Below are 13,795 nucleotides of genomic sequence, written 5' to 3'. Positions count from 1 at the left end.
CAGTGCTGACACGGTTCATCAAGATTCAGTTGGTGCTGTTCACGATCCTCACCATCATCGCCTTGGTCGTGCTGGGCTGGTATTACCTGCGGGTGCCCAGCCTGGCAGGCGTCGGGCAGTACAAGCTCTACGCCGACCTGCCGCGTTCCGGCGGGCTGTACTCGACGGCCAACGTCACCTACCGGGGCACTCAGATCGGCAAGGTCACCGCCGTCGAGCCGACTGAGAACGGCGTCCTGGCGACGATGAGCATCGACAACAAGTTCAAGATCCCCAAAGACGCAACCGCCAACGTCCATTCGGTGTCGGCGATCGGTGAGCAGTACCTCGACCTGGTGTCGACCGGCAACCCCGGTCAGTACTTCAGCAACGGGCAGACGATCACCGCCGGGACGGTGCCCAGCGAGGTCGGCCCTGCGTTGGACGCTGCCAACCGCGGCCTTGCGGTGCTGCCGAAAGAGAAGATCGACGGGCTGCTCACCGAGACGTCGAAGGCGGTGGGCGGATTGGGCCCCGGGTTGCAACGCCTGGTCGACGGGACGACCAACCTCGCCCAGGGCTTCCAGGAGAACCTGCCGCAGATCAACGACATCATCGACAACTCGGCGCCGATCCTGGACAGCCAGGTGCAGTCCGGCGATGCCATCCAGCAGTGGTCACGCAACCTGAATATCCTTGCCGCGCAGTCAGCTTCGGAGGATCAGGCGCTGCGCAGTGGTTTGCAGCAGGCGGCTCCGACGCTGGATCAGGTGGCGGCCACGTTCAGCGACGTCCGCGAATCTCTGCCGCAGACGTTGGCGAATCTGGAAGTCGTCATCGACATGCTGAAGCGCTATAACAAGGGTCTCGAGCAGGCGCTTGTGATCCTGCCTCAGGGCGCCTCGGTGGCGCAGGCGGGAACGATCTTCGAGAACGAGGGCCTGCTGCACTTCGGGCTGTCCATCAACCAGCCGCCACCGTGTCTGACCGGCTTTCTGCCCGCGTCGGAGTGGCGGTCACCGGCGGACACCAGCATGGCGCCGCTGCCGTCGGGGACCTACTGCAAGATCCCAAAAGAGGCCAACAACGTGGTCCGCGGTGCCAGGAACTATCCGTGTGCCGACGTGCCGGGCAAGCGCGCGGCGACCCCGAAGGAATGCCGTGGCAACGAGCCCTACATTCCGCTCGGCACCAACCCGTGGTACGGCGATCCGAACCAGATCGTGAACTGCCCGGCGCCCGCGGCGCGCTGCGACCAGCCGGTCAAACCCGGCTTCGTGATACCCGCGCCGTCGGTGAACAACGGAATGAACCCGTTGCCCGCCGATCAGCTACCCCCCGGCGGGTCACCCCAACCGGTCAGCGACCCGCTGACCCCGCCGAATGCGGGCAGCGTCCAGTGCAGTGGACAACAGCCCAACCCGTGCACGTACACTCCGGCACCAGGGAGTGCGGTCTACAGCCCGTCAAGCGGGGAGGTCGTTGGGCCCGACGGCGTGAAGTACTCCGTCAGCAATTCGAATAACCCAGGAGACGACGGATGGAAGGAGATGCTGGCACCAGCCAGCTGAACCCCACCGATGCTGAGGACGCGCCAGACGATTCGGTTGCGGTAACCGAACCAGAGCAGACAAGCCAAGCCACTGACGAGCGCTCGCGCGAGGAGCAGACCGGCACCGAGGTAGCCGAGGAAACGGGCGACGACCGCCGTTCGCCTCGGCTGGGCCGGGGCTGGCTGGCCGGAATCTGCGCGGCATTGGTGGCGCTGACCGCTGCCGCCGTGGTCGGGGGTGTCCTGTTGATCCGCGACAACCGCGGTATCGAAGAGGTCAACCGCAACGACGCGGCCGCCCTGGCGGCCGCCAAGGACTGCGTGACGGCGCTGCAGGCACCGGACACCGCGGCGATGTCGGCGGCGCAGATGAAGATCATGGAATGCTCCACCGGCGCGTTCGGGGTGCAGGCGTCCTCATACGGCGGAATCCTGGTCGAGGCCTACAAGGCGGCCAATGTCCAGGTTCAGGTGTCCGACATGCGCGCGGCCGTGGAGCGGCACGACCCCAACGGGTCGGTGGACGTGTTGGTGGCGGTGCGGATCAAGGTGACCAACTCCGACGTCAAGGATCAGGAGTCGGGCTACCGGCTTCGGGTGACGATGACACCCGACCAGGGCCGCTATCGGATCGACAAGATGGAACAGGTCACGTCGTGACTGCTGTTCTCGACGCAACCGCGAACGCGACGGCCGACGGCACGTCGGCGACGCAGCGGCTGGCGTCGTGGCAGGCCCGTGCAGGCGCCCTTGGTCTGGACGTGTTCCTCGGGATCGGCGTGCTCGCCGTGCTGGTGCCCCTGGTGCTGACGGCGCCGGAGCGCGGCTGGCTCTGGTGGGTTTACATGGCGGTGGCCGCCGTCACCGTCCTGCTGATGCTGGCCAATCGGTGGCTGCTGCCTGCCGTCACAGGGTGGAGCCTGGGTCGGGCGCTGCTCGGCATCAGGGTCGTGCTGCGAGGCGATGGTGCAGAGGTCGGCTTCACGCGGCTGCTGCTGCGCGACCTCGCCCACCTGCTTGACACTTGCGCTCTCTTAGTCGGGTGGCTGTGGCCGCTGTGGGATTCACGCAACCGCACATTCGCCGATCTGTTGGTGCGCACCGAGGTTCGCCGGGTGGACCCACCCGCTCGGGACATGCGCCGGTTCGCGGCGAAGATACTCGTTCTTGCCGTGGTGGTGTGTGCAGCTCTTGTGGCGTTGAACTATCTGGTGGTCTATCGCCATGAGCGGGCCGTCGACCAGGCGCGTGCGGAGATCGCAGAGCAGGGACCGCGGATCGTCGAGCAGTTGTTGACATACAACGTCGACACGTTGAAGGACGACTTCAACCGCGCGCAGTCGCTTGCCACCGACAGCTACCGCCAGCAATTGATCACCCAGCAGGAGGCGGTACAGAAGGCGGGCGCCACCTCGAACGAGTACTGGGCGGTGAGCAGCGCTGTGCTCTCGGCGGCGCCGGACAAGGCGGCGATGCTGCTGGCCATGCAGGGTCAGCGCGGCACCGACCCGCAAAACCTGCGCTTCATCACCGCGACGGTGCGGGTGGACTTCGACAGGGCGAGCGACGGCAAGTGGAAAGTGGCGAACCTGAGCGTGCTGAAGAAGCCGCTGATGGGGCAGGCGTCGCAATGAGCCCACGGCGCAAGATCGACGCCGAGGAGCCCGAGCTCTACACGGCACCGGCTCCGAAACCCCCACGGCGGTGGGGACTTCCGCTCGTCGCAAGTATCGCCGGCGTGCTCATCGCGGCCGCGATCACGGCCAGCTCTCTGATGCTGGTATCGCATGAGTCCGACCGCAAGGTAGCGGTACAGGACGCCGATGTGCTCGGCTATGTGCGGTCCTTCATGACCACCTACACGACGCTGGATCCGTTCCAGGCCAACTACTACGGCGACCGCATCCAGTCGCAGGCAACCGGCGACTTCGCGAAGATGTTCAAGGAGAAGATCAACGAGATCCTCGTGCAGGTGGCCCGTGTCGAGCCAACCGAGGGCACCGTGGTGGAGGCCGGCGTCCAGCGCTGGAACGACGACGGCAGCGCCGATGTGCTCGTCGCGACCAAGATCTCGAGCAAGGGTCCCGACGGCAACACAATCGAGAGCGGAAACCGTTGGGTCGTAACGGCAAAGAAGGAAGGGCAGCTGTGGAAGATCAGCCAACTGATACAGGTGATCTGACCACGGATGCGGCGCAGCCACCTTCGACGTCGACGCCCCATGGTCGGCATCGCATGCCGAGCGGCAAGAAGTCGCGCACCCCTAGACCAGAGCCGGAAAAGCCAGCGGCCGAGGTCGAGCCAGCGCGACCCGGGGAGCCCGAGGAGGCGACGACGACGGAGGAGCAGGCCCCGGCCGCTTCGGAGCCGTCAGCACCCGAAGCCGTCGCAGTGGAATCCGGTGGCGACACAACCGAATCCGTCGAAGAGGCCGCAGAGCCCGCGGAGGCAGAAGCGGAAGAGGAGCCCGTCCTCGTCCCGCACCGCCCGGCCGGCAAGCGGCTGAAGCTCGCCGCGGCCGCGGCGGCCGCGCTGTTTGTCGCGGGCGCGGCGTTCCTGGGTGCGACGGCGCAACCGGTGATCGCCAACCGCGCACTCGTCGAGACGAAGCTGAACATCGCCCGCACGGCCGCGAATGCTATCACCACGCTGTGGTCGTACACCCCCGAGAACATGGACTCGCTCGGCGACCGGTCGGCCAAGTATCTCACCGGCGACTTCGCGTTCCAGTATCGCAAGTTCATCGACTCGATCGTGGCCACCAACAAGCAGGCGCAGGTCACGAACACCACCTCGGTGCTCGGCTCGGCGGTCGAATCGGTAAGTCCGACGGAGGCGTCGGCCGTGGTGTACACCAATTCGGTTGCCACCAGCCCGGTGTCGAAGAACATTCCGTCGCTGCGGTATCTGTCGTATCGACTGGAGATGAAGCGCGACCGCACCGAATGGCGCATCACCCGGATGACGACGATCACCACGCTGGACCTCACCCCTCAGGTGTAGGCCGGGCGTGATGGCCGTCACCTCTCCGGTCTCCCATCGGCTGACCGTCACCGGCCTGTTGTTGCTGACATTCGGGACCGGCATGATCGACGCGATCAGCGTGCTCGTCCTCGGCCATGTGTTCGTCGCAAACATGACCGGAAACGTGATCTTTCTCGGGTTCTGGTTCGCACCGCATACCGTCGTCGACATGACGGCCGCCGTGGTGGCGTTCGTCAGCTTTCTCGCCGGAGCGGTGATCGGCGGCCGCTTCGCGCGCCACCTCGAGCATGACACCCGTCGTTGGGTGACGTTCGCGCTCGGGCTGGAAAGCGTTGTCCTGCTGACATTGTCGATTCTGGCCGGTACGGACGTGCTCGATTACCACGACAGCACGAAGCTGATCCTGATCGCCGGGCTGGCCGTGGCCTTCGGAAGCCAGAACGCCACCGCTCGTCAGTTCGGCATCCAGGAGCTCAGCACCACGGTGCTGACGTCGACGATCGTGAGCATCGGTGTGGACAGCAGGCTGGCGGGCGGAACGGGACAGCGCGAGAAGCTGCGCTTCTCGGTCGTGTTGACGATGTGCGCGGGCGCGGTGGTCGGTGCGACGCTGTCGCGTTTCACCGTCGCACCGGTGATCGCCCTGGTGGCGGCCCTGGTGGCGGTCACGGCCGTTCTCTTCTGGTTTGGGCCGCCGGCCCCGGCCTGCGACTAAGGTTCACGGCTATGCCAACAGTTCTGGTCACCGGCGCGGCCCGGGGCATCGGTAAGGCGATCGTCGAGCATCTGGCGTCCGCCGGGTGGGATGTGATCGCGGGCGTCCGCAGCCAAGAGGACGCCACGGCGATCACGAAGGTCGACCCGCAGCGGGTGTCTGCCGTCATCCTCGACATCACCAACGCCGAGCACATCGCCAAGCTGGCGGATGCGCTGCCAAAGCGGCTGGACGCGCTGGTCAACAATGCGGGAGTCGCCATCGGCGGGCCGGTGGAGACGGTCAGCGTAGACGACTGGCGAAATGTCCTGGAAGTCAATGTCATCGGGCAGTTCGCGGTCACCCGGGCTGTGCTGCCGAGCCTGCGGGATTCAGGTGGGCGCGTTCTGTTCATTTCGAGTGTGAACGGCAGGATCGCGACGCCGATGCTCGGCCCGTACTCGGCGTCGAAGTTCGCGCTCGAGGCGGGGTGTGACGCGCTGCGGGCGGAGTTGAAGACGTGGGGAATCCCCGTCGTGCTGATCGAACCGGCGCAGACCGACACCGACATGTGGCGCAAGGCAGACGACATGGTGTTGCAGGTCGAGGCGGGTATGTCGGCGGAGCACCGCGAACTGTATGCCGGCCACATCGCCGGGATGAAGAAGTTCATGCCGACGGCCCGCAAGATGGCGTCGCCGACGACGAAGGTGGTTGCGGTCGTTGAGGAGGCGCTGACGGCTCGTCGACCCAAGGCTCGCTATGTGGTTGGGCTTCTGCCGAAGGTGCAGGCGGCTGTGGTGCCGAATCTGCCGACGGCACTGCGTGATCGGGTCATGACGATGTTGGTCGGGCTTCCGCGCCGTCCCCGTGGCTGACTTCGTCAAGACCAATAGCAGAGCGCCACTGGGCTTCTTCGCGCTGGAGGCGGCGGGGTTGCGCTGGCTGACGGTGGACGGCGGTGTGCGATGTGCACGTGTGCTTGCACATGACGAGCGGTCATTGACGCTGGAGCGGCTGCAGTCTGTGGCGCCAACTCATGGTGCGGCAGCCGATTTCGGGGCACGGCTGGCGGTGACGCACAACGCCGGGGCGCCGATGTTCGGGTCGGGTCCTGACGGCCGGGATGGCAGCGGCTACTTCGGCCCACTATCGGAGCCGTTGCCGATGTCGTTGCGGGGCCACGCGATGTGGGCAGAGTTCTACGCCGAGGAGCGGCTACGACCGATGGCCGCCCTCGCAGAAGGGCGGTTGAGTGCGGAGGCGAGGCGGTTGGTCGATGCGGTGATCGACCGGTGCCTCGCGGGCGCGTTCGACGACGATGACGGGCCTGCGCGGATCCACGGGGACCTGTGGAGCGGCAACGTGATGTGGACATCGGAGGGCGTGGTGCTGATCGACCCTGCGGCCCACGGCGGGCATCGGGAGACGGACCTGGCGATGCTGGCGTTGTTCGGGTGTCCGTATCTGAGCGAGGTGCTGACGGGATATGAGTCGGTGCGACCACTGCGCCGTGGGTGGCGGGACAGGATCGGATTGCATCAGCTGTACCCGCTGCTCGCACACGTGGTGTTGTTCGGCAGCGGCTACGGGCGCCAGGCTGAAGCCGCGGCTGCGAGCGCCCTCGCTGGCTAAGTGAGATCTGTCAACGGGTTGGGCGCGCAGCAATGTGCGGACGGCCGGATACGGCCCGTTGCTACGTCTTAGCAAGTCGATCCTAATTGGTACACACCACCGGGACTTTATATTGACGCCGCCGCAAGAATCGCATTTGCCTAAGCACCGAATACGCCAGCTGCCACGATTCCACAGCTACGTGGTGAGCCATATCACAACGGTGCTAGTGTCCCTGAGAGCAACTGAGGCGGCCACTGAAAGGACCGGTCAAATGGGCAGGCATCGCAGGGTAGGCAGCATGTCCAAGAAGTTCGCCGCCCTTGGCGCCGCCGCCGTTTCGACCACGGCGTTGACGGTAGCGGTGGTCCCTGACTCGGACGCCGACAACTCGCGCGATGAACTACTCCGGTTGCTGGCAGACATTCGGCCGTTTGGCACAGATCCGCAAGCCATCCCGGACCTCACGGGCGGCCTCGGTACGACGGTTTATGACTTTTCGCTGGACGGCGCGGCCGATCTGCTCAGCCTGACCGGCGACGACGCAGCCGCGGACACCACGCCCGGCATCAACATCATCACGACCGGGCCATTGTTTGCTCTGCTGAGTTTGTTCGGAGTGGACTACGGACGGGTTCCGGCGCTTCCGAATTCGATAGCCGACGAGATCAACGAAACCCCCTATCTCGATCCGAGCTTTCCCGGAATCGCAAGCTACCTCAAACCGGCCGAGGTCGATGCGTTGAAGCTTGCTCTGACACCGATTCTCATCGCGGCGGGGGTGAAGCCTCTTGACGTTGAGAGCACGATCAACAAAATCCTCGGTCCCGTATCTGACATCGGCGATGTTCGAGTCATCCCCGTTATCGGTGTCGGCTTGGGCGCTTTCGCCACCGGCGCCGCCTATCAGCAGGTTGTCGATGATCTCCCGAATCAACCTGGCGGCGCAGACTCCGACGTGACGGCGCCGGGACTTGGCAGCTTCACCGTTCTCCCGATGGTGCTGCTGCTCAACCCTGGCCGCGCCAACGGCGGTCCGCTGGCGCGCGCATACCCGTTGTTCCGCCTGTTCGGCATCGACACAGTCACCCCCGAAACGGAGGTGCAGTCCAGTGGTGGAACACCGATCATCATCGACGGCAAAGACACCGGCCTCGCCATTGGCGGCGCAAACCTGATTCCAATCAAGCTCGATGTGGGCATCCAGAACTTCCCGGCATCAGACTTCGCGGCATGGCCCAATCCGGTGACGCTGGCGAATAATGGTGCAGCGCTGTTGTTTCCGACTTACATCATCCGCGGGTTCGACGAAGCCGCCGTCGAGCAGTCTTTGGAGGACCAACTCGAGGCCCAGTTGCCCGGCGTCGCCCCCACCGACGACAAGAATCTGTCCTTCAACTTCTATCTCACGGTTCCGATCAACGGCGCACCGGTGCTCGAACCGACCTACCTCGTCTTCGATGCGGTCAATCTCGTCACCGGTGGCAGTTTCAACAACCCGATCGGGACAGCACTGAATCCGTTCCTGACAAGCGCGGGGAACCTTGGCTACACCGATACCGTGCGCAACGACGACGGCGAATACGTCAGGACGTTCGACGACACCGGAGTGCCGACCGCCTTCTTCTCATTCCCGGATCTCGACTGGTCGAAGGTGCCGGGCGACCTGGCCAACTCGTTGCGGGTCGGCATTGAGCAGGCGATCGACGATGGGATCGCGGGCGAGCCGGGACCGAACGCTCTCGCAGAGCTGCTCAAACTGCTTGGCCTTGACAGCTCGTCGACCTCCGGCGGCTCTGGCCTCGGTCTGTCGAGCACCAGCGATCTCAGCGACGGCCTCGTCGGCAATGCGCTTGGTTCTGCTCTGCAGACCGAGACAGTGCAGACCGCCGGCTTCGCGCCGCCTGCCGCCGGCTCCGCGCAGACCGGAACCGGGCCGACGGTGCCGCTGACGCAGAGCAGCCAAGGCAGCCAAACGCAGCCGGCCGCGGCGAACGACGTCGACGACTCGACCGCGCCGAGAAAGCGCACGGTGGCCGAGATCATCGAGCGCCTCGGCAATTCGGTGTCGACACCGAGGACGACCGCGACGGCCGGAACGAGCACCGCCCGGCCGACAGCCCTCAAGGATGCCGTCAAACAGGCGAGCGACGGCGTGAAGAAGACCGTCGACTCGGTGAACGACGGATTGAAGAACGCCGTCAGCGACGTGCAGAAGGCTGTCAACGACACCACCAAGAAGGTCAGTGACGCCGCGAAGCCGAAGGAATAGGCGCTCACAGGCAGCTTGCTGAGGTCGGCGCAGGGGCGGCCATCAACGGTTGCTGGCTAACAACGGGGATGTGTTTGCTGAACGGCGGCTAAGTAGCTGGCAAAGCCGATTAGGACGGTGTCCCGCAGATGGGACACTTGCGTCGCGGTGGATAGGCGCATACGAAATTCGAAGCCGACGCCCATGTTGACGATCCTGGCAACCATGTCGAGGACGTGCGGATCTAGCAACTTACTTCGCCGAAGAAGCGGTAGTTGCTGACGAAAAGATGATTCTCGGTTGATCAAGCGACTACCTGCGGATTTATATTGACTCCGCTGTTATTAAGTGGCTCGGTTGATGCGTTCGGCGGCCCGACAAGAAACTCTCCAGCAATTTAGTGACAGCCATCACAGGAGTGCTACTGTGCCTGAGAAGAACCTGAGATCGCTGAGGGAAGGACTGATCAGGATGTCCAAGCATCGGAAGATGAAGAAGAGGACCAAGAAGTTCGCCGCAGTGACCGCCGTTACCGCTACCACCGCCGCACTGACGGTCGGTATGGCACCACCCTCGCCCGACAAGGCCTTGACTTGGCGCGACGTCATGCTCGCCGCGGACATCGATTACATCCAGCTGATCGAGGACATGTCCAAGAGCCTGGACAACATCATCATCGCCCAGGGCAATATCGGTGAAGGGTTCGAATCATTCTGGGACCCGATCTCGTCAGCATCTGGCGGGCTGCTCCCCAGCTTCGACTCGGAGTACGACTACGACGACCTCACCACCCTCTCCGGCATTCTCGACGCGTTGTCCGAGGCATTGGCGGACGGGACGAACGTAGAAGCGGTGCCCGGAATTTCTGACGAGGCGGCCGCGACAGTCCTGGCGGGGATCCTCGCCGGGCTTGGCGTCGATACCGGGGCAGCGGACTCACTGGCGACGGTGCTCGAGTACCTCGGCGCGCTCGACGGCACCCTGGGCGGCCTCAGCGAGCTGGTCGACGCCCTGAACAGCCTCGGCCTCACCGACGACATCGACCTCTCCGAGCTGCTGGGCCTCACGGCCAATACGAGCTCGCTCACCACGACATGGAGCTGGCTCGGCCTCGACGAAACGACGTCCATCGGCAACACCTATGTCAACTTGGACGAGCTGAGCGTGTCGGAGTTGGTCGGCAGTCTCACTGCCCTGCTCGGCGCTGACACCGATCTGGGCGGCCTGCTTGGCGAGCTGGGGCTAGGCTCCGGCCTGGGAAGCCTGGATGACATTCTGGGCGCACTCGACGTCGTCTCCACACCCGATGTCACCGTGTGGATCCCCGCGGCGTCCGGCAGCTACGACCTCCCGCTGGACGGATCGGTCGGTTTCCTGGCCGCGATGCCGACCATCGCCATCGGTCCGCTCAGCAGCCTCACGGGCGATGACCTCTCCAATCTGCTCACGGAGCTCGGCATCGACGACAGCCTCGTCGACCTAAACTCCGACACCGTCATCGCCATCCCGATCTATGCCGCGGGAGTGGAGCTGCCGCTGGACCTGGCTTCCTACGGAGTCGTCGGCGCGAGTGTGCTCTTCCCGACCGCGACAGGGGTGACGTCTCTTGCCGGCACGACCGTGCAGACCCTCGACATTCCCTTGCTGTCGACCACCGTGACGAACACAAACACGTTGCAGGCGTGGTACGTCGGCACCAACGGCGTCAACTACAACAGCGGGCAATCGGTCCTGCTATTGAACGTCGGCGGCACTGTCATTCCGATCGAGTACTCGATGGGCTCGTTCAACTTTGGGACAACCGGAGTCGGCGTCACCCTGCCGTCCCTGTTCGGTGTCGGCCTGGTGCCGTCTATCCAGATCGGCGAACCGGTGGGCCAGGAATCCTCGGACGGTCTCATTGGCGCGGACGTCTTGAACGCCGTTTTGAACACCCCCACGCAGACCACCGACGTCGCATCCCTCATCGGATTGGGCGGTGTGTTCTCCACGGGCGAAGCGGCAGGGACTTCCGTGTGGAACGCGACGGCCAAGCCGGTCGGCCAGCAGTTCCAGTCCGTACTCGACGACAACGTCGGCTCGTGGGCGAATGGCCTGGCAAGTGGGTTCGAGCAGCTCACCGGTTCGGTCGCGGATGCAACGGGAGGCGATCAATCCGCAACCACCATGTCATCGACTGCATCCACTGCCAAGGTCGACGCCACCGAAGCCGAAACCGAACCCGCGATTACGACGAAGGCCACCGACCTCACGAATGTGAGCGCTCAGCTCAGCGACACGCTGACCAACGCCACCTCGCAGATCCAGTCGACCGCCAACAATGCGAAGGCAAAGACCGAGGCGGCGGTCAAATCCGCACAGTCACAGCTGAACTCGATCGCATCCAGCGGTCAGAAGGCGATCAACGACACGGTAAGCAGCGTGAAGAATGCGGTCAGCGACACCGCGAACAAGGTGACCGACGCCGCCAAGAAGGCGACGAGCAGCACCGGAAGCTAACGGCCGGGCCCTAGTTTCGCACCAGGGCCCGTTCGACGCTCTCCGTGAGCAGAGGCGCGAGCACCTGGGCGTAGTCGGTCGTGATGTGGTTGTCGTCGCGGAACACCAACGTGTTGCCGACGATGACCGGGCAGACCTCGGCCGTGCAGAACAGCTCGGACAGCTCCACGTACTGACCGCCGCCCGCCGCCGTCGCCGCCGCCTCCGCTGCAATGCCGCCGTCGTTGAGCCCGTCCGCCCGCGAGGGCGCACACGCGGACCCGTTGTCCATGTGCGCCGACACGCATGTCGGCACCGTCTCGTGCGGATCGGGCACCTGGCTCACCACCAAAACCTTTGCCCCCGTTCGGCGGAGCGTCTGCACTACAAGCGTCAACCTGTCCTGCCACGCCTGGTCGTAGCTGGTGAACCCGAAGTCCGCGCCGTACCGGCGTGACATGTCGAGCACGACGACTTGCGGCTTCTCCTTGAACAGCCGTGCCATCACCGAACCGCGCCACTGCTCACACTCCGTGAACTTGCGGCCGAGGTACGGGCTGTTTATCGGCAGATCCAGAAATGGACATAGCACCTTGCTCATCGTCTCTAGACGCCAATGCCGTTCCCGTGCAACCGGGTCCAAGGCTGGCTGCCACATCGCCGCGTGCGAATCGCCGACCAGCGCAACCGTCGTCGGCGCCCCTGCATCACCTGAGACGCAGTCCGGCTGCGCGACGTCGCGCCACGACAGCACACATCCGTTGACGAACACCTCGGGTTTCGCGATCGCGTTCAGTGCCGGCGTCAGATTCGCCGGCACCGGACCAGGCTCTGACGACTTCGCGACCGCTGCCAACACCTGATCGCGCACCGACACCGGCGGGGGAGCCGCAGCCGATGGCGCGGCCGGACCGACTGCGACAGGCGCCCCCGCCATGCCCTGGCCGACAGGAACGGGCCGCAGCATCAGCAGCACCAAGCACGCCGCAACCGCGAGGGCCGTCAGCGCCCCGCCCGCCGCGAGGCTCCGATGCGGCGAGTCTTTCAGTGACGGCGCGAACCTCACGCGGTTCTCGATCAGGTGCAACGTCGCGACCGCAAGGCCGAACGACACCACCACCATCGCCAAATCGCCCGCGAGGCCCAACGGCCGACCGAGTAGTGCAGGCCCGAGCAGCAATACCGGCCAGTGCCATAGGTACCACGAGTACGACAGCCGACCGATCGATCGCATCGTCGGCTTCGACAGGAACCGACCGACACCCAGATCCGGTGTCGCACAGCCGGCGCCGATGATCAGCGCCGTCCCCAGCACCGGCAGCAGCGCCGTCGTGCCCGGGTATGGAGACCCTTCAGCGATCTGCGTGCACGTGACGACGATGAGCGCCAACCCGCCCCAACCGACCACCGCGGCCGACGGGCCCGGCAGGTGCCGCCAAGCCCCAGCCGTCAGCGCCACCAATCCGCCGACCGCCAACTCCCACGCACGTGTCGGCAGCGAGAAGAACGCCCACGACGGCCAGTCTTCGGTCCACGCCAACGAGATCATGAACGACGCCGCGGCCAGTACCGCGAGCACCACGACGTACGGCGCCGCTGAACGCGACGTGCCGCCGCTGGTGCGACGACGGGCCGCCCGCGCCAGAAGCCAACCGGTGCCGATGATCAACGCGGGCCACAGCAGATAGAACTGCTCCTCGACGCCCAGCGACCAGTAATGCTGCAGCGGCGACGGCGGCACATCCGATGCCAGATAGTCGGTGCCCTGGATCGCGAACCGGTAGTTGCCGGCATACAGCGCGCTCGCGATGCCGTCACCGATGACGCTGCGCGCCTGCAGCGGCGGCAACAAAACGGCCGCCGCGGCACACGTCGCAATGAGAACCGTGACCGCCGCAGGCAGCAGCCGCCGTGCCCGCGCCCCGTAGAACTTGGCCAGCCCGACAGTTCCGGTGGTCGACGCTTCGCGCCACAGCAGGCCCGTGATCAGGAATCCGGAGACGACGAAGAACACGTCGACCCCGATGAATCCGCCCCCGACTCCTGGAACACCGGCATGGAAGGCCACGACGGCGATGACGGCGACCGCCCGCAGGCCCTCGATGTCCGACCGGAACTGCTCCTGCGGCAGAGCGGTCCGCCCGCCCGCAGGAGAACCGCGTCGGGAGGCAGGGCGGGGCGCAGTCGCAACTCTGTTCACTCGAGCAACGATCGTCTCACGGGACCCAGGCGTATCCGGGGA

The 13,795-nt window shown here is 65.1% G+C and carries 11 protein-coding genes; 10 read left to right on the top strand and 1 reads right to left on the bottom strand.

The features are described from left to right. Nucleotides 1-2: 2 nt before the first annotated feature. The 10 genes from D6M19_RS28680 (at nt 3) to D6M19_RS28635 (ending at nt 11,574) form a co-directional block, all read left to right on the top strand. On the top strand, nt 3-1,550 hold the full coding sequence (locus D6M19_RS28680) for a virulence factor Mce family protein (RefSeq protein ID WP_123028678.1): 1,548 nt from the start codon (nt 3-5) through the stop codon (nt 1,548-1,550). Beyond that, nucleotides 1,520-2,191, top strand: a complete 672-nt coding sequence (locus tag D6M19_RS28675) for an Rv1363c family protein (RefSeq protein ID WP_123028677.1) — start codon at nt 1,520-1,522, stop codon at nt 2,189-2,191. Before D6M19_RS28680 ends, D6M19_RS28675 begins: the two co-directional genes overlap by 31 nt. Continuing rightward, a complete protein-coding gene (locus D6M19_RS28670; RefSeq protein WP_123028676.1) occupies nt 2,188-3,165 on the top strand; it encodes an RDD family protein in 978 nt (325 codons plus the stop codon). Before D6M19_RS28675 ends, D6M19_RS28670 begins: the two co-directional genes overlap by 4 nt. Continuing rightward, complete coding sequence (locus D6M19_RS28665) at nt 3,162-3,713, top strand: Rv1363c family protein (protein WP_123028675.1); 552 nt, start codon at nt 3,162-3,164, stop codon at nt 3,711-3,713. Before D6M19_RS28670 ends, D6M19_RS28665 begins: the two co-directional genes overlap by 4 nt. Beyond that, the gene (locus D6M19_RS28660; protein ID WP_123028674.1) at nt 3,680-4,534 is read left to right on the top strand and encodes a mammalian cell entry protein; all 855 of its coding nucleotides are present in this window, start codon (nt 3,680-3,682) and stop codon (nt 4,532-4,534) included. Before D6M19_RS28665 ends, D6M19_RS28660 begins: the two co-directional genes overlap by 34 nt. A 10-nt stretch (nt 4,535-4,544) precedes the next feature. Beyond that, entirely contained in the window at nt 4,545-5,231 is a 687-nt protein-coding gene (locus D6M19_RS28655) for a YoaK family protein (protein ID WP_123028711.1), read from the top strand. A gap of 11 nt (nt 5,232-5,242) precedes the next feature. Beyond that, the gene (locus D6M19_RS28650) at nt 5,243-6,088 is read left to right on the top strand and encodes an SDR family NAD(P)-dependent oxidoreductase (RefSeq protein ID WP_123028673.1); all 846 of its coding nucleotides are present in this window, start codon (nt 5,243-5,245) and stop codon (nt 6,086-6,088) included. Then, complete coding sequence (locus D6M19_RS28645) at nt 6,081-6,845, top strand: fructosamine kinase family protein (RefSeq protein ID WP_123028672.1); 765 nt, start codon at nt 6,081-6,083, stop codon at nt 6,843-6,845. The genes D6M19_RS28650 and D6M19_RS28645 overlap by 8 nt, the downstream gene beginning before the upstream one ends. A 34-nt stretch (nt 6,846-6,879) precedes the next feature. Then, nucleotides 6,880-9,096, top strand: coding sequence for an AAA family ATPase (locus D6M19_RS28640; RefSeq protein ID WP_164478742.1), 2,217 nt, complete (start codon nt 6,880-6,882; stop codon nt 9,094-9,096). Between the two features lie 468 nt (nt 9,097-9,564). Then, nucleotides 9,565-11,574 carry a hypothetical protein gene (locus D6M19_RS28635; protein WP_164478741.1) on the top strand — a complete coding sequence of 670 codons (2,010 nt, stop codon included), beginning with the start codon at nt 9,565-9,567 and terminating at the stop codon, nt 11,572-11,574. 10 nt (nt 11,575-11,584) lie between these two features. Here the strand turns inward: D6M19_RS28635 and D6M19_RS28630 are convergent, their stop codons facing one another. Further along, nucleotides 11,585-13,753 carry an acyltransferase family protein gene (locus D6M19_RS28630; protein ID WP_123028669.1) on the bottom strand — a complete coding sequence of 723 codons (2,169 nt, stop codon included), beginning with the start codon at nt 13,751-13,753 and terminating at the stop codon, nt 11,585-11,587. Nucleotides 13,754-13,795: the final 42 nt, after the last annotated feature.

It is taken from the genome of Mycolicibacterium stellerae (assembly GCF_003719305.1).
GTDB classification, from domain to species: Bacteria; Actinomycetota; Actinomycetes; order Mycobacteriales; family Mycobacteriaceae; genus Mycobacterium; species Mycobacterium stellerae.
The sequence above is the reverse complement of the archived record's forward strand: the minus strand, read 5'-3'. Positions and strand labels throughout refer to the sequence as shown.